The organism is Vescimonas fastidiosa (assembly GCF_018326305.1).
Lineage (GTDB): Bacteria > Bacillota > Clostridia > Oscillospirales > Oscillospiraceae > Vescimonas > Vescimonas fastidiosa.
In genome coordinates, this window is sequence record NZ_AP023415.1 from 1,087,709 (window position 1) to 1,102,216 (window position 14,508).

The 14,508-nt window shown below is 59.5% G+C and carries 16 protein-coding genes; 3 read left to right on the forward strand and 13 right to left on the reverse strand.

All coding sequences use genetic code 11. The features are described 5' to 3' along the window. Positions 1 to 16: 16 nt before the first annotated feature. The 11 genes from KI236_RS05345 to KI236_RS05395 form a co-directional block, all read right to left on the reverse strand. Positions 17 to 340 carry a hypothetical protein gene (locus KI236_RS05345; protein ID WP_212819933.1) on the reverse strand — a complete coding sequence of 108 codons (324 nt, stop codon included), beginning with the start codon at positions 338 to 340 and terminating at the stop codon, positions 17 to 19. A 260-nt stretch (positions 341 to 600) separates the two neighbouring features. Continuing rightward, the gene (locus KI236_RS05350; protein ID WP_212819935.1) at positions 601 to 1,149 is read right to left on the reverse strand and encodes an LOG family protein; all 549 of its coding nucleotides are present in this window, start codon (positions 1,147 to 1,149) and stop codon (positions 601 to 603) included. Between the two features lie 109 nt (positions 1,150 to 1,258). Beyond that, a complete protein-coding gene (locus KI236_RS05355; RefSeq protein WP_212819937.1) occupies positions 1,259 to 2,299 on the reverse strand; it encodes an AAA family ATPase in 1,041 nt (346 codons plus the stop codon). 69 nt (positions 2,300 to 2,368) lie between these two features. Next, complete coding sequence (locus KI236_RS05360) at positions 2,369 to 2,881, reverse strand: Gx transporter family protein (protein WP_212819939.1); 513 nt, start codon at positions 2,879 to 2,881, stop codon at positions 2,369 to 2,371. A gap of 11 nt (positions 2,882 to 2,892) precedes the next feature. Further along, positions 2,893 to 3,294, reverse strand: a complete 402-nt coding sequence (locus tag KI236_RS05365) for a NusG domain II-containing protein (protein WP_212819941.1) — start codon at positions 3,292 to 3,294, stop codon at positions 2,893 to 2,895. Continuing rightward, positions 3,269 to 4,285: an FAD:protein FMN transferase gene (locus KI236_RS05370; RefSeq protein ID WP_212819943.1), complete on the reverse strand. Its 1,017-nt coding sequence runs from the start codon at positions 4,283 to 4,285 to the stop codon at positions 3,269 to 3,271. The genes KI236_RS05365 and KI236_RS05370 overlap by 26 nt, the downstream gene beginning before the upstream one ends. Continuing rightward, positions 4,282 to 4,881, reverse strand: a complete 600-nt coding sequence (gene recR, locus KI236_RS05375; protein WP_212819945.1) for a recombination mediator RecR — start codon at positions 4,879 to 4,881, stop codon at positions 4,282 to 4,284. The genes KI236_RS05370 and recR overlap by 4 nt, the downstream gene beginning before the upstream one ends. 4 nt (positions 4,882 to 4,885) lie before the next feature. Continuing rightward, positions 4,886 to 5,530 (reverse strand): ribulose-phosphate 3-epimerase, encoded by a 645-nt coding sequence (rpe, locus tag KI236_RS05380; protein ID WP_212819947.1) that lies wholly within the window; start codon positions 5,528 to 5,530, stop codon positions 4,886 to 4,888. 412 nt (positions 5,531 to 5,942) lie between these two features. Continuing rightward, positions 5,943 to 7,178 carry an aminopeptidase gene (locus KI236_RS05385; RefSeq protein ID WP_212819949.1) on the reverse strand — a complete coding sequence of 412 codons (1,236 nt, stop codon included), beginning with the start codon at positions 7,176 to 7,178 and terminating at the stop codon, positions 5,943 to 5,945. A gap of 14 nt (positions 7,179 to 7,192) precedes the next feature. Then, entirely contained in the window at positions 7,193 to 8,551 is a 1,359-nt protein-coding gene (gene trkA, locus KI236_RS05390; protein WP_212819951.1) for a Trk system potassium transporter TrkA, read from the reverse strand. Next, the gene (locus tag KI236_RS05395) at positions 8,548 to 9,429 is read right to left on the reverse strand and encodes a YihY/virulence factor BrkB family protein (protein WP_212819953.1); all 882 of its coding nucleotides are present in this window, start codon (positions 9,427 to 9,429) and stop codon (positions 8,548 to 8,550) included. The genes trkA and KI236_RS05395 overlap by 4 nt, the downstream gene beginning before the upstream one ends. A gap of 325 nt (positions 9,430 to 9,754) precedes the next feature. Here KI236_RS05395 and KI236_RS05400 point away from each other — a divergent pair, with 325 nt between their 5' ends. The 3 genes from KI236_RS05400 to KI236_RS05410 are packed head-to-tail and all read left to right on the forward strand — an operon-like array spanning position 9,755 to position 11,402. Next, positions 9,755 to 10,207: a hypothetical protein gene (locus KI236_RS05400; protein WP_212819955.1), complete on the forward strand. Its 453-nt coding sequence runs from the start codon at positions 9,755 to 9,757 to the stop codon at positions 10,205 to 10,207. A gap of 18 nt (positions 10,208 to 10,225) precedes the next feature. Then, positions 10,226 to 10,882 carry an ImmA/IrrE family metallo-endopeptidase gene (locus tag KI236_RS05405; protein WP_212819957.1) on the forward strand — a complete coding sequence of 219 codons (657 nt, stop codon included), beginning with the start codon at positions 10,226 to 10,228 and terminating at the stop codon, positions 10,880 to 10,882. A 22-nt stretch (positions 10,883 to 10,904) separates the two neighbouring features. Further along, entirely contained in the window at positions 10,905 to 11,402 is a 498-nt protein-coding gene (locus tag KI236_RS05410) for a hypothetical protein (protein ID WP_212819959.1), read from the forward strand. A gap of 126 nt (positions 11,403 to 11,528) precedes the next feature. Here KI236_RS05410 and KI236_RS05415 read toward each other — a convergent pair whose 3' ends face one another. Beyond that, positions 11,529 to 13,151: a peptide ABC transporter substrate-binding protein gene (locus KI236_RS05415; RefSeq protein ID WP_212819961.1), complete on the reverse strand. Its 1,623-nt coding sequence runs from the start codon at positions 13,149 to 13,151 to the stop codon at positions 11,529 to 11,531. 31 nt (positions 13,152 to 13,182) lie between these two features. After that, on the reverse strand, positions 13,183 to 14,343 hold the full coding sequence (locus KI236_RS05420) for a DEAD/DEAH box helicase (RefSeq protein WP_212819963.1): 1,161 nt from the start codon (positions 14,341 to 14,343) through the stop codon (positions 13,183 to 13,185). Positions 14,344 to 14,508: the final 165 nt, after the last annotated feature.

Genomic DNA, 14,508 nt, shown 5'->3' on the forward strand with positions numbered 1-14,508 from the left:
ATTTCTTTGTCTCACCTCAATTCCTACCGTCTGCCGACTCCGGATTTTTTTCCATTTGCTTCTTGCTCAGCCGATAGTTCAGCCCGATGCCCACCAGCGACAGGCCCGCAGCCGTGCCGATGATGGTCCCGTAAAACGGCAGAGGAAGCAGGTTCCGGGTGAAATACACCACCGCCAGCGCCGCGATATTCACCAGCATCCGCAGCATACTGCCCGCCATTACGGCGTTGGTACTGTCTTTTTCCACGGCCCGCCGGGTGATCTGTGCGTTTCCGAAAGCCACCAGGGCGCCAAAGGCAAATCCGATGCCCCCGGCCAGCAGATATATTCCCACGGACATAGCCCTCCTCCTTTCCGCCGCCCCCGGTCATCCCGTGGGGCGCTGCTTACAGCATCACGGTTTAATTGTATCATACCATAGTTTTTTTTACAAATAAAATTTTGCGGTTTTTTAGCGTTTTTTGATTCTTTTAGGATACAAAATTTATTTTCCGGAAACTATAGTGAAAAATAGTATCCTCCGCAGATTTGCGCAAAGAGGGCATTCTACGCAAAAAAGCAGGCTCCGCCCCGATTTGTGTCAGGGAGAAGCCTGCTTTTTCAGCAATTTTCTGCATTTTCTGCCAAGATATTCTGTATTTCCCGCAGATCGGACGCAAAGTGAATGCCCTCCTGCCGCTCCGGGGAGGAAAGCCCTGCCTCCACCATGCGCTGAAGCTGTAAGCGCAGCGGCTCATAGTACCCGTTGAGGTTATAGAGAATGCAGGGAGCCTTGGTCAGCTTCAGGGAGGATAAGGACATGACCTCCGAAATCTCCTCCAGAGTCCCCGTGCCGCCGGGAAAGGCGATGAAGGCCTCCGACCGCCGGATGATCTCCGTCTTGCGCTGCGGAAAGTCCGGCTTCACAATAAGCTCCGTCAGCCCCGTGTGCTGGTAGTCCTCGTCCATGAACATCTCCAGTTCCACGCCGATCACCTCGGCTCCGGCTCCCAGAGCGCTGTCTGCCAGCAAGCCCATGAGTCCCGTTTTGGAGCCGCCGTAAATAAGACGGTTCCCGCTCTCGCCGATCCACCGACCCAGCTCCTGCACGGCTGTCGCCAGGGCGGGGTCGTTTCCTTCATTTGCTCCCAAATATACCGCAATATTCATGCCGCATTCTCCTTCACCAAATCTTCAACTTTTTCGTCACCGTTTTCTTCACCGAATTGGCACCGAAATGCACCGATTTTCACCGCCTGTCGGTGACATTTTTTCAGGCTCATTCGTCGATCTTCCCCCTGGCGCTCAGCACATCGTCGGGAAGGATCTGCATCAGGTCATCCCTTGTAACATTTTCCATTTTCGCCAGGCGGTTATTCTGGGCCACCAGGATATGCTCAAAGAGATTGCGCACGCCTCGGGCGTTGCCGAAGGAGTCGTCGGCGCTCTCCTCGGCGATGAAATCCCGGACCAGCTCCTCGGTGCCCTGGGCCAGCACATAGCAGCCCTTCTTGCACTGCATCTTGAAGATGGCCACCATCTGCTCCGGGGTATAGTCCTCAAACATGAGGAAGCGGTTGAACCGGGACTCCAGGCCGGGGTTGGAGTGGATGAAGCGGTCCATCAGCTCCGTGTAGCCCGCCACGATGACCACCAGATCGTCCCGGTGGTCCTCCATAGCCTTTAGGATCGTATCGATGGCCTCCTGGCCGAAGTCGTTTTCGCTCTTGCCGTTGAGAGCGTAGGCCTCGTCGATAAACAGCACGCCGCCCATGGCCTTTTCGATGACCTTTTGGGTCTTTAGGGCCGTCTGGCCCACATAGCCGGCCACCAAACCGCTCCGGTCCACCTCCACCAGCTGGCCCTTAGAGAGAATGTCCAGGCTGTGATAGATGCGGGACATGATACGGGCCACGGTGGTCTTGCCGGTGCCGGGGTTGCCGGAGAACACCATGTGCAAAGACATATCCGTAGTGGGTAGGTCATGCTCCCGGCGCAGCTTGTAGACCTGGACCATGTTGATGAGGCTGCGCACCTCGGTCTTAATGGCGTCCATGCCCACATAGCTGTCCAGCTCCGCCAGCAGATCCTCGATCTTCTCCTTGGGGGGAATTTCTTCCTTTTCCTCGGGCTTAGCCGCCTGGGTTTGGGGGGCGGCCTTTTCCGGTTTTTCGGTTTTTTCGGTTTTTTGCGGCCGGGCCGTCCTGTTCTCCATCAGGGGAGTGCCCCAAAAATCCGTGTCCATGCTGCGGAGGTTCCGCTCGGTCATGGAGCGGATCAGGTCCATTTGCTGCAAAATGATCTCGTCTTTTCTATCCATATCACACGCTCCTCACCAGTTAAAATTTGTCATTACGAAGCCTCTTCGCTCCCTCGGAATGACAGGGATTTACCGATTAAAATGTATATTTTTCATAGCCTGGAACAGAAGGCTTGCCACAAAGCCCGTCAGCGTCCCCGTAAGCAGGGATACCCCCAGCAGCACCGGCAGATACCCCAGCACCGCCGTGCCGCCCAAAACGATCATGGCCGCGCCGATCTGGCCTATATTATGGGCCGCCGCTCCGGCAATGGACACGCCGTAAACAGACAGACCCCGCACCCGGCGCAGAGCGATCATCACAAGCATAGCCCCTATGCCGCCCATAAGGGAAAACAGCAGTGCCGAGGCATTCCCGGCAAACAGAGAGCCCAGCAGGCATCGGGCCACTAAGATAACCAGCGCCGGGACAGCCCCCAGCTGATACAGGGCGAACACCGTGACGATATTGGCAAGGCCCAGCTTCACCCCCGGCAGAGGCACCAGGAGGGAAACGGGAAAGAGGTTTTCCAGGGTACTCAGGCCCAGGGCCAAAGCCGTTAAAACGGCGCAGAGGGCCAGATTTTTCGTTGTAAGCTTCATCTCTCCGCCCCCTATCCCAGCACCACATCCGGCGAGGGGGCCTTCCCCTCCAGGGTGACGATGACCTGCTCCGGCAGGCACACAATACTCTGGCCCGCCCGGGTAATACGCCCGGTGTGCAGGCAATCCTGTCCGGGGCAGTCGCTGTCCGTTACGGCGGCACCGGTTCTGTCTAAGGTGACGGTCAGATGATAGGCGCCGTCTATGGAGACGGTTTTTTCCTCCGCCAGGGAGGAAAGCTCCACCCGGGCCACCACCTGGCCCCGGTGCTTGACGGTGGCGGTGAGTGCGCCGCTATTTTCTCCGCCGTAGGCAAGCCATGCCGCCGCCACACCCAGCAGCAGCACCGCCAGGACCACCAGGGCATCCAGCGGCTTCGGTTTCAGTTCAGGCTGGGACCTCTTGGAAGTCATAGTCTGCCCCCTTTTGGGAAATATGGTCGGCCAGGCCGGGGGTGTAAAGCACCCGCCCGTCCGCCGTGATGAGAACCAGGTCAAAGGCCCCGCCGCTCTGCCGCCAAAAGTCGCAGGCGGCCTGCTCCCCCATGACATAGAGGGCCGTGGAGTAGGCGTCGGCCATAGTCCCGTTTTGCCCGATGACCGTTACCGAAAGCAGGTCCGTTTGGGCGGGATAGCCGGTACGGGGGTCCAAAATATGCTGATAAACGGTGCCGTCCGCATCGGTAAAATACCGCTGGTAGCCTCCGGAGGTGACGGCAAACACATCCGTCAGGTCTAAGGTCATGGCATAGGCGTCGGTTTTTTTCGGGTCCTGCACCGCCACGCTCCAGGCTGTGCCGTCGGGCTTTTGGCCGCAGACATAGACATTGCCACCCAAAGAAACGGCGGCCCCGGTGACGGCATACTGCTTTAGCACCTGTGCCACCCGGTCGCTGGCGTAGCCCTTGGCGATGCCGCCCAGGTCCACGGCGCAGCCGGCGTCTAAGGTGACGGTCTGCCCGTCCAGGTGGACACGGTCGCTCCCCACCAGGGGAAGCAGGGCATCGATTTCGCTCCGGGACGGGACCCGGGGGCTGTCTGTGGTGATGCCCCAGAGGGAGACCAAGGGGGCCACGGTCATATCGAAAAGGCCGCCGGTTGCCGCGCTGTAATCCATAGCATTTTTCAGCAAATTCGCCGTTTCCTCGCTGACTGCGGCGCTGCCGTTTTCGTTTAACTTATAAATGTAGCTGGTAGAGACCGTTCGGGAAAGCTCCTGCTCCAGGCGGTTTATCTCCCGGGCGGCAGCGGCCAAAGCCTCCTGGCCGTCCTCGCCGTAAGCCACCAGGCTCATGTAGGTGTCCATGGCGAAAATGTCCTGCCGGGCGGGCTCCTCCGTCTTGCCGCAGGCGGTGAGGCCGCAAAGCAGCAGCGCCGCCAGGGCCGCGCACATCCATCTTTTCACAGCTCCCGCCGCCCTTCCAGGGCCCGCATCAGCGTGGCATCGTCGGCAAACTCCAGATGTCCGCCCACGGGGATGCCGTAGGCCAGGCGGGTGACCTTGACGCCGAAGGTCTTTAAAAGGCGGGAGAGGTACATGGCCGTGGCCTCGCCCTCGGTGTCGGGGTTGGTGGCCATGATGACCTCTCGAATCCCCCCGGCGGCTACCCGCTCCACCAGAGACTTGATCTGCAAATCGTCGGGCCCCACATGATTCATGGGAGAGAGAACGCCGTGGAGCACATGATAGCGGCCATTATATTCCCGGCCGCGCTCGATGGCCAGCACATCCCGGGGGTCGGCCACCACGCAGATGGTGCTCTCGTCCCGCTTGGCAGAGGCGCACACAGAGCAGAGGCCCCCGGCGGTGAGGTTCTGGCACACGGGACAGAGGGTGACGCTCTTTTTGGCGTCTACAATGGCATCGGCAAAGGTCTGGGCCTCCTCCATAGGCAGGCTCAGGACGAAAAAGGCCAGGCGCTGGGCGGACTTGCGGCCCACGCCCGGGAGCTTGGCAAACTGCTCCGTCAGCTTTTCCAGGGGTGCGGGAAAGAATTCCATAAGCTCAACCTCTCAGGGCCCGGATGCGGGCGGGAATATCCTCAGCCTTATAGACCGAGGAGCCGGCCACCAGCACATTGGCGCCGGAGGCGATGCAGAGCTTGCAGGTGTCGGGGTCCACGCCGCCGTCCACCTCCAGCTCGCAGAGAGGATTCATGGCGTCGATATAGGTGCGAATCTGCCGGACCTTGGGCATCATGTCGGCCATGAATTTCTGGCCGCCGAAGCCCGGCTCCACGGTCATGACCAAAATCAGCTCCACCTCATTGATAAACGGCAGCACCGCGGAGGCAGGGGTCTTGGGCTTTACCACTACCCCGGCCTTTTTCCCCTTGGCGTGAATTTTTTTCAGGGCCAGGTGGATATTTTCCTCCGTGTCCGCCTCCACATGGCAGGTGACGATGTCGCCCCCGGCATCGCAGAACTGCTCCACATACCGCTCCGGGCGGTCGATCATCAGGTGGACATCCAGCGGCAGCGCCGTCACCGGGCGGATGGACTTCACCACCGGGATGCCGATGGAGATATTGGGGACGAACAGGCCGTCCATCACATCCACATGGACATAGTCGGCGGAGTCGATGCGCTGAATGTCGCGGCCGAGGTTGGCAAAGTCGGCGGACAGAATGGAGGGGGCAATTTTAATCATGGCAGAGGGTCCTTTCTTAGGTGGGTTTGGCACCGGGCCGGAGCGGGGCGCATAAGATGGAGCAAGCGGTGCGGGGCGAACAGAAGGGCCGGCTTCCCGCCTGCGCAGTGCGCCCGTCCCACCGGCTCTCGCCCGCCGCTTTTCAGATAGGGGGTCGGCGGCCCAGCCGCCGGCCCCCGGTGGGCATACTTTAACGCGTACATTATACCGCAGCAGGAAACATATTGCAATGGAGAAAATGCAAACCCTCTGCCGATGGGCGGAGGGTTTGCGGCTGTCGAAGATTTCTTCGAAATTTTCCGGCAAAAGGATCGCAGTCTGCAGGCGGCAAAACTCTGCGAGGCTTTGTGAAACGCCGACCCCCTCCGCCCACCGGCGGAGAGGGTCCGGCATATCAAATCAAAATACCCAATCAAAGAGCGAAGTTGCCGTTTACGAAGATGGGCACTTCCCGGCCATCCCGGGTCGTACCTACGATGGAGAGGTCGGCGGTGCCCACCATGAAGTCCACATGGGTGACGGAATCATTGAGGCCGTGGGCCTTCAGCTGCTCTTTATCCATGTCGCGGCCTCCCTCAATGCAGGGGTAGGCCTCGCCGAAGGCGATGTGGCAGGCGGCGTTTTCATCAAAGAGGGTGTTGTAAAACAGCAGCTTTTGGTTGGAGATGGGGCTATCGTAGGGGACCAGGGCCACCTCCCCAAAGTAGGAGGCCCCCTCGTCCACGGAGATGGCCGCCTCCAGCACCTTCTGCCCCTGCTCGGCGGAGACAGAGACGATCTTCCCCTCCTCCACGGTCATGCGGAAGCCGCTTATGATGTTGCCGTCGTGGACCAGGGGCACAGACGCCACCACCACGCCGTTGGCCCCAGTGCGCAGGGGCGCGGTGAACAGCTCCTCCGTGGGCATATTGGCAACAAAGGGCTGGCCGGCGCAGGTGCAGTCGTCCCCGGCCTCCCAGATGTGGTCCCGGGGCAGCTCCACGGTCAGGTCGGTACCCAGGGAATTGGTATAGTGCAGGGTCTTCAGGTGCAGGGTGTTGAGCTTTTCCTTGCGCCGGGAAAGATTTTCCAAATGCTCCTGCCAGCGGCGGACGCTTTGCCCGTCGCCGGTGATACGGACGGCCTTGAAAATCGCCTCCCACAGGCTCTCCATGGCCTGCTCCTCGCTCAGGTCCGGGAACACCCGCTTCGCCCAGGAGGGAATGGGGATGGAGGCGATACACCAGGGGAAGCCGCTGCTCATTTGCAGGCGGTAAAAATCCTTCAGAGCCTTGCCGCTCTCCCGGAGGGAGCGCACACGGCGGTCCGGGTCCACGCCCTTGAGATGCTCCGGGTCCTCGGCGTCAATGGCCAGATAAGCGGCGCCCTGATTGGCATAGTCGTTAAAGAAATGCTGCCGCCACAGGGGCACCTCGTCAAAAACGGCGTCATCGGCCCGGAGGAATTTTTCCCGGGCCAGGTAATCGTCGTGCCAGTTCATCACTACCTCCCGGCAGCCTGCATCGTAGGCCGCCGTGGCGCACAGGCGGGCAAAAAAGGCGCACTCCACTGGGCTGGAGATGACCAGGGTCTGGCCCTTCTCCACATGGAGGCCCACCTGAATGAGGAGCTTGGCATATTCTTGCAGTTTTTCCTGCATAGGGTCCATTGCGAACACTTCCTTTATTTCAAAATATCCATCAAGTCGTCGGCGGCCATGGACTTGGTCACCACCACCACATGATCGCCCTCGCGGATGCAGGTATTACCGTCGGGAATGACGATCTCCTTATCCCGGGCGATGGCCCCCACCAGGACGCCGTTTTTAAGGGGCAGGTCCTTCATGGGCTTATCCAAAAGCTCCCGGCACTCGGGGCCGGCGGTGAACTCCAAGGCCTCCACCTGGCCGCCCATCATCTTATACAGGCTCTCCACGACGCTGCCCTCGGAATTGGCCAGGGCCCGGACATAACGGGTGATCTGGTTGGCCACCAGGTCCTTGGGGCTGATGATGCTGCCGATGCGGGTATCCTGGACCAGGTCCATATAGTTGGGCCGGGTCATCTTGGCCAGGACCTTCCCCACCCCCGCCCGCTGGGCACTGAGGGCCATGAGCAGGTTCTCCTCGTCCCGGTCGGTGAGAGAGACAAAGGCATCCGCCGCAAACACGCCCTCCTCCCGCAGCAGGTCATTGTCGGTGCCGTCGCCCTCGATAATGAGGGTATCGGGCAGCTCCGCAGAGAGAATCAGGCACTTTTGATGGTTCATCTCCACGATCTGAGACTTGATGCCGCGCTTTTTCAGCTCCCAGGCCAGGTACATGGCCGTGCGGCTGCCGCCCAGAATGGACACAGCCTTGACCTTGGGCTGTGAATGGCCCAGGCTATGGAGCATGTGCTGCAGCTGGCCCTTGGCGCCGATCATATAGAGCTTATCCCCGATTTGGGGGACAAAGGCGCCGTTGGGAATGACCATTTCCCCTTCATGGACCGCCACGCAGAACAAAACCTTGGCCAAAGTATGGCTGCTGAACTCACTGAGGGAGCGGCCTGCCACATGGGTCTGCGCCGTTACATCAAAGCCGATCATATCAATGCGGCCCTGGGCAAAGGGCTCCACGGAGAAGGCCGAGGGGGTGGAAACGATTCGGGCGATCTCCTGGGCGGCGGCCAGGTCGGGGTTTATGACCATGTCCAGGCCGATCTCCTTTTTCAGCATATCGGCATCCCGGCGGTACTCGGTGCTGCGGACTCGGGCGATGGTGTGGCCCGCCCCCAGCTTTTTGGCAATGAAGCAGCAGAGGAGATTCGTCTCATCCAGATTGGTCACGGCGATGACCAGGTCCGCCGACTGGGCTCCGGCCTCCTTCAGGACGCTGATGGAGGAGCCGTTTCCCTGGATGCACATGACATCCAGGGCGTTCTCCGCCCTGTGCAGCGCCGTGGGGCTGCTGTCTACCATGGTAATATCGTGGTGCTCTCCGGCCAGCTGGCTGGCAATGGCATAGCCCACTTTACCGTTTCCCACAATGATGATTTTCATTCTGTCTGTTCCTCCTCTTTTGGCAAGGGGACGCTTTTCGCGCTCCGATAAGCAAGGCGCGCACCGTTATACTCCGCGCCCATAATAAGCACCTGGCCGGTCATATACAGCCACAAAAGCACCACCACGATGGTAGCAATGGAGCCATACAGCTCCGAATAGTGGGCCACCTGCTCCACATAGTAGGAAAAGGCCAGGCTCAGGGCCAGCCAGGCGGCCATGCTCAAAAGTACACCGGGCACCACCTCCCACAGCGGACAGCGGCGGCCCTGGGCCACCATGTTCATCGGCACCAGCACCAGCAGCATCACAACGCCCAAAAGCACGAAACGAAGGCTGCCCCAGAGGTCGATGAAGCTATCGGACAGGCGGACGAACTTGGCGGCAAAGGCCAGGGCCCGGTGGCCCACCGTGGTGAGGACGATGCTGGCGGCGATGGTGACGATGAGCCAGAGGGTGAAGAAAAAGTTGCGCAGGGTGCCGCCGATCATACTGGCGGGCTGGGAGACCCCGTAGGCCTTGCGCACGGAGTGCATCAGGCAACTGGTGGCCCGCATGGGAAACCAAACGGAGAAAATCAGGCTGAACACCAAAAGCTGCCGGCTGGGGCTGGTGGACACATACTCCAGGTAGCTGCGCATGATGCCCGCCACCTGCTCGGGCAGAATGTGGCTGACGGTGGACATAAGCTCCTCAATATCTAAATTCATTAGGCCCACCAGGGTGCTGATGAAGATGAGCAGGGGAAAGATGGCAAAGAGCAGATAGTAGGTCAGGGCAGCGCCGTCCCGGGCTACATCGTGGCCGTAATAGCGGTCGAACAGATCCTTGACCAGGGTAAAGGGCTTCAGGTGCTTTCCCGTTTTTTTCTGACCCATAGCGGCTCCCTCCTTCCCTTGCTCCCGGCTGCATGGCTGTATGACATAGTAATGTATATTATAGTGACTGTCGAAAAACCCTCCGGGTTTTTCCGACAAAGGGTTTGCAGTCTGCTGCGCGCTGAATAATGTATATTATAGCATAGTGCATTCCTAAAATAAACCCCCCTAATTTTTGGGGTGAATTTCTCCGAGAGGAACAAATTCACTGTCAGATTATATAAAAATTTTTTTCATTTTTGGAAAACTTTTCCTATTGGCATTTTGTAATTTCTATGGTAAAATAAACAAAATCCAATTCTGCATAGAAAAAGAGGGTCTTATTATGGATAACTTGACGAAAATTGTTCGTACCGAAATCTCCCGGCAGTACAAGAGTGTGCGGCAGTTCGCCTTAACGGTAGGCATTCCTCTGTCCACCATCAACAGCGCCCTGCATAATGGCATAGGCGGCTCCTCTTTCGACACCGTGGTGCAGATCTGCAAGGTTTTAGGTATCAAGGCTCTGTCCGATGACTCCGCCTTCTATCTCACCGACGACACCCAGGAGCTGCTGACCCAGTACGCCCAGCTGGACAGCTACGGACGCCACACCGTGGCCACCGTGCTGAAGGTGGAGGCAGAGCGCTGCCATGACGCGGCGGATACCTTCTCCGGCCAGGCAGCGGCCTACGGCGGCAGCTTCACCAGCGTGAATATGCCCACCAAGAATGCGGCGGACGCTGCGGATGCACTGCGGGTACTCAAGGCCAGAGACAGCCTGGAAAACAAGGAATAACAGAAAGGGATCCTTCCTATGACGGCCGTGCAGCGGGAGGCTCACGCCTTTTTAGCACAATTCCACCATAGGCCATTTACTGTTACAGATCTGGAAAAAGCCCTGCAGGAGCAGGGCTTTTCGCTGGTGGAGTTCAGTAGGCTCTCTAACTGCAAGGAGGTCGGCACCCTGCTCACCTCCCTGCAGCTGGTTAACTACGCCTCGGGCCTGTCGGCCTTCACCTACCAGGACGCAAATCTGCGGATCGTGTTCCTGCAGGAAAACCTGTCCCAGCACGAGCAGATGATCCTGCTCAGCCACGAGCTGGGACACATTTTGTGCGGACATCTGAACCGGGCCGCCACCACCGGGCCGGGGTCCGGCATTTTGGAGGAGCAGGAGGCCAACGACTTCTCCGCCCGGCTCATGCGCTACAACGAGACCTGCCGGCCCCGGCGCACGGCCACGCTCATAGCCCTGTGCCTGGCGGTGCTGGTGCTGGCGGCTGTGGTGACGGTGGGGGGCGTACACCGCGGGAATCCCACGGTATATCTCACGGAGTCGGGCCAGTGCTACCACAAGGCGGACTGCAAGTACATCGTGGGTAAGGACAACACCACCGCCGTGACCCTGCGGCAGGCCAAGGCGTCCGGATACGACGCCTGCACCTGGTGCTTCGGGCACAGCGGCACATAAATATATTCGGAGGAAGAATGCTATGCACACCAAATCCGAAAAATGGGATTATGTCATCACCGGCAAGCCCTACGGCATCATGCGAATGGTGATCGTGGGTGTTATTGCCGCGTTTTTCATTGTGCTGACAATCGACCAGCTTCAGCCCGGCCCCAATAAAATGCCCTTCATCGCCCTGGCCTTCGGCGGCATAGCCACCCTCATGTCGGTGACCTTTGTAAGGCTCATAGTCCGCTATTTTTACTATAAAATTTGCATCGGGCCAAAGGGTTTTTACTTCAAAACCAACCCCTTTAACGGAAAATATTACGAATACACCGAAATTGAGCGGTGCGGTAGGGGGACCATCAAAGTCCATCACGCCGCCACCCTCGCCGCCCCCGCTCAGGTCAGCCGTCAGTTTTTCCATTTCACCGACCACAGCGGCAAAAAACACGAGGCCATCCTGGAAGGCACCCTGAACGAAGATGAAATCACCATCCTGATCAGCCGCATAAACCATGCCCAAAAAGAAAACTAACCCAAAAAGACGGCAGCCGTGCGTATAGGCGCAGCTGCCGTCTTTATTTTTTACCCATCCACTGTTCCCGCCCACGGGAGGGACAGAGTCGTCCGCCCCTACGGAGGCGATATTAGGGACGGTCTTTTACTTGCTGGCCTTATGGACCGCATAGAAGAAGTACCGGCCTAAGCCGTCGCCGAAAACGCCGGTGTAATGCTCCGACAGGCTCCAGCTTATAGTGCTGTAATACAGCGGGATCACATTGCCCTGCTCCAGCAGCAGCCGCTCGGCATCCTCCAGATAGGCGTCTCGGGCCTCCTGGCTGACGGACACAGCCGCTACGCGCAGGAGCATATCATAGGCGCTGGAATAGAAATTGGCGTAGTTATCCTCGTTACCCTTGCGCCAGCTATTGAGGAAGCCCGTGGCATCGTTGCGGTCGCTGCTGACGCGCAGGGCGGCGATGGTGTACTCGCCCCGGGCCAGGGCCTGGTCGATTTGGGCGGTGGTGACGCCCTGCAGGGTCACATTCAGGCCCAGCTTCTCCGTCCAGGTCTTTTGCAGGAGGGCAGCCAGGGAGTCGGTGATACCGTCGGACTCATAGAGCATGGTCACGGTGCCCAGCTTAGCCAAGGCGCCGGCGGTATAGCCCGCCGCCTGCATCAGCTCCCGGGCAGTCTGGCAGTTTTTCTCGTAATTCTCGCTGTCGTTATCCACGGCAGGGCCGAGGTCACGGAACTGGCCGCCGGCGGTGCTGCGGATGCCCCAGGTCACCAGGCCCTCGGCCGCCGGATGGGTGCGGGCACCCAAAAGCTCGGCGATGGCGTTGCGGTCGATGACCAGGCCCATAGCCCGGCGGACATTCTCATTGCTGGTGAGGCTGGAGAGCTGGTTCAGCAGGACCACACTGGTCTCAGGATAGCTATCCGGGGTCCAGCTGTCAATTTTCTTGGCGACGGCCTCCTCCGTCAGACCCAGGACAAAGTCCACTTCCCCCCGGTCATAGAGAGAGTTGGCGGTCTTGGCATCGGCGGTGAAGCGGAAGGTGAGATTCTCCGGGCCCAGGCGGCGCTTATCGTGATAGTCGGCGCTCTGGGTCAGGGTCAGGGTATCGCCCTCCCAGGAGGAAACGGTGTAGGGGCCGTTGCTGACCAGGGTGGAGGCGGACATAGACCAATTCTCCTGCGCGACTGCGGCGCTCTGCACGGGCATGGTGGCCGCCGCCGTGCAGACACTGTCGATGAAATACGGGCAGCGGCCGCTGAGCGCCACCACGAAGGTCTCCTCGTCCGGGGCGGACACCTGGAGGGCCTCCGCATCCCCGGCCCGGGCCGCGGTGTAGCCGGCCACCATGTCCAGCAGCTTGGCGTTTTTGGAGCCGGTCTCCGGGGCCACCAGGCGCTTCCAGGCGTAGACAAAGTCCTGGGCGGTGACCTTGGTGCCGTCGGACCAGGTGGCCGAACGGAGCTTGAAGGTGTAGGTCTCCTGGCCCTCGGCGGTGGCGTCGCACTGGTAGCTGCGGGCCATACCATTTACGGCGGTGGTGCCGCCGCTGCCGTCAGACTGCAGCTTCATCAGGTTTTCAAACAGGTGGCTCACCACGATCTTTTCCTCATCCGCAGAGGCCAGGGCCGGGTCCAGGGTGGCGGGAACGCGGCCAAAGCCCACCCGGAAGGAAAGGCTGTCCTCCCGGCGGCAGCCTGCCAGCAGGCCCGCCACCAGGGTCAAGGCCAGGAGCAGGGCCGCGTATCGCTTTAGTTTTTTCATAGGCTAACTCCTTATTTTGTGCGCTTTCATATCACTTCTTCTCCGGCACCACGCAGCCCCTTTCATCCACCGTGGCGGGGATGATCTGGCTGCGGGTATTGCGGGCGATGTCGTCCAGCCGCATACGGCTGGGGAAATCCGACAGTAAGGTATAGGCCACGCCGTGGCGCTTGGCACGACCCGTGCGGCCGATGCGGTGGATGTAATACTCGTTTTCATCGGGTACATCGTAGTTAAACACCGCATCCACATCATCTACATCTATGCCCCGGGCGGCCACATCCGTTGCAACGAATACATGGAGCTTTCCCTCCCGGAACAGGGCCATCACCGCCTCGCGCTTGCGCTGGGGGATGTCGCCGTGGATGCACTGGGCGTCCAGGCCGCGCATTTGCAGGAACTTGGTCAGGCGCTCCGTGGAACCCTTGGTATTGCAGAAGCACATGACGCGCTCCAGGTTCTCCCCGGCGATGATGCGGGCAATGGTATCTACCTTTTGGTCCGAGGGCACCTCCAGACGATACTGCAGGATGTCGGGCTTATTCTCCTGGGTGGCCCGGACAGTGATCTCCTCGGGGTCCCGCTGGTAGACCCAGGAGATGTCCATAACTTCCCGGGAAATGGTGGCGGAGAACATGCCGAGATTTTTACGGTTGGGAACCTTGTCCAGAATGCGGGTGACATCGTGGATAAAGCCCATGTCCAGCATACGGTCGGCCTCGTCCAGCACCACGGTCTGCACCTCCTTCACCGAAACGGTGCGGCGCTTCATGTGGTCGGACAGGCGACCAGGGGTGGCCACCACGATCTGAGGCCTACGCTTGAGGGCGTTGATCTGCTTGCCGATGGGCTCACCGCCGTACAGGCAAACCACCCGCACGCCCTCGTGGCACACGGCCACCTCCCGCAGCTCCTGGGTGATCTGCATGGCCAGCTCCCGGGTGGGGGCCAGGATCAGGGCCTGGACCGCCTCGCTCTCCCGGTCGATACGCTCGATGATGGGCAGGCCGAAGGCCATGGTCTTGCCGGTGCCCGTGGGGGCCTTGGCGATGACATCCTTCCCGGCCAGCATGGGGGGAATGCACCCGGCCTGGACAGGGGTGGAAACGGTATAACCTTTGTTTCTGATGGCGCGCATAGTGGGCTCGGAAAGGCCGAAGCTGTCAAAGGGCACGCCCTGGGTAATATCCATACTTTCTTCCTCTTTTTTTGCTCATAAAATTTCAATTTCCATTTTACCACAAATGTCAACCGATGAAAAGAGGGGAAATATAGGGCGGGGATACGGAGGTATAGAAAGCGGCGGCACCGGAGGGATGCCGCCGCTCAGCGTGTCAAAAAAGCCTCGCAGAGTTTG

Bases quoted from the DNA above. Each gene is read 5' to 3' on its own strand.
- recR (WP_212819945.1), bottom strand. From the start codon at position 4,881: ATGGAATTCTTTCCCGCACCCCTGGAAAAGCTGACGGAGCAGTTTGCC.
- KI236_RS05345 (WP_212819933.1), bottom strand. From the start codon at position 340: ATGTCCGTGGGAATATATCTGCTGGCCGGGGGCATCGGATTTGCCTTT.
- KI236_RS05420 (WP_212819963.1), bottom strand. From the start codon at position 14,343: ATGGATATTACCCAGGGCGTGCCCTTTGACAGCTTCGGCCTTTCCGAG.
- KI236_RS05365 (WP_212819941.1), bottom strand. From the start codon at position 3,294: ATGACTTCCAAGAGGTCCCAGCCTGAACTGAAACCGAAGCCGCTGGAT.
- KI236_RS05385 (WP_212819949.1), bottom strand. From the start codon at position 7,178: ATGGACCCTATGCAGGAAAAACTGCAAGAATATGCCAAGCTCCTCATT.
- rpe (WP_212819947.1), bottom strand. From the start codon at position 5,530: ATGATTAAAATTGCCCCCTCCATTCTGTCCGCCGACTTTGCCAACCTC.
- KI236_RS05405 (WP_212819957.1), top strand. From the start codon at position 10,226: ATGACGGCCGTGCAGCGGGAGGCTCACGCCTTTTTAGCACAATTCCAC.
- KI236_RS05410 (WP_212819959.1), top strand. From the start codon at position 10,905: ATGCACACCAAATCCGAAAAATGGGATTATGTCATCACCGGCAAGCCC.
- KI236_RS05350 (WP_212819935.1), bottom strand. From the start codon at position 1,149: ATGAATATTGCGGTATATTTGGGAGCAAATGAAGGAAACGACCCCGCC.
- KI236_RS05395 (WP_212819953.1), bottom strand. From the start codon at position 9,429: ATGGGTCAGAAAAAAACGGGAAAGCACCTGAAGCCCTTTACCCTGGTC.
- KI236_RS05360 (WP_212819939.1), bottom strand. From the start codon at position 2,881: ATGAAGCTTACAACGAAAAATCTGGCCCTCTGCGCCGTTTTAACGGCT.
- KI236_RS05355 (WP_212819937.1), bottom strand. From the start codon at position 2,299: ATGGATAGAAAAGACGAGATCATTTTGCAGCAAATGGACCTGATCCGC.
- KI236_RS05400 (WP_212819955.1), top strand. From the start codon at position 9,755: ATGGATAACTTGACGAAAATTGTTCGTACCGAAATCTCCCGGCAGTAC.
- KI236_RS05415 (WP_212819961.1), bottom strand. From the start codon at position 13,151: ATGAAAAAACTAAAGCGATACGCGGCCCTGCTCCTGGCCTTGACCCTG.
- trkA (WP_212819951.1), bottom strand. From the start codon at position 8,551: ATGAAAATCATCATTGTGGGAAACGGTAAAGTGGGCTATGCCATTGCC.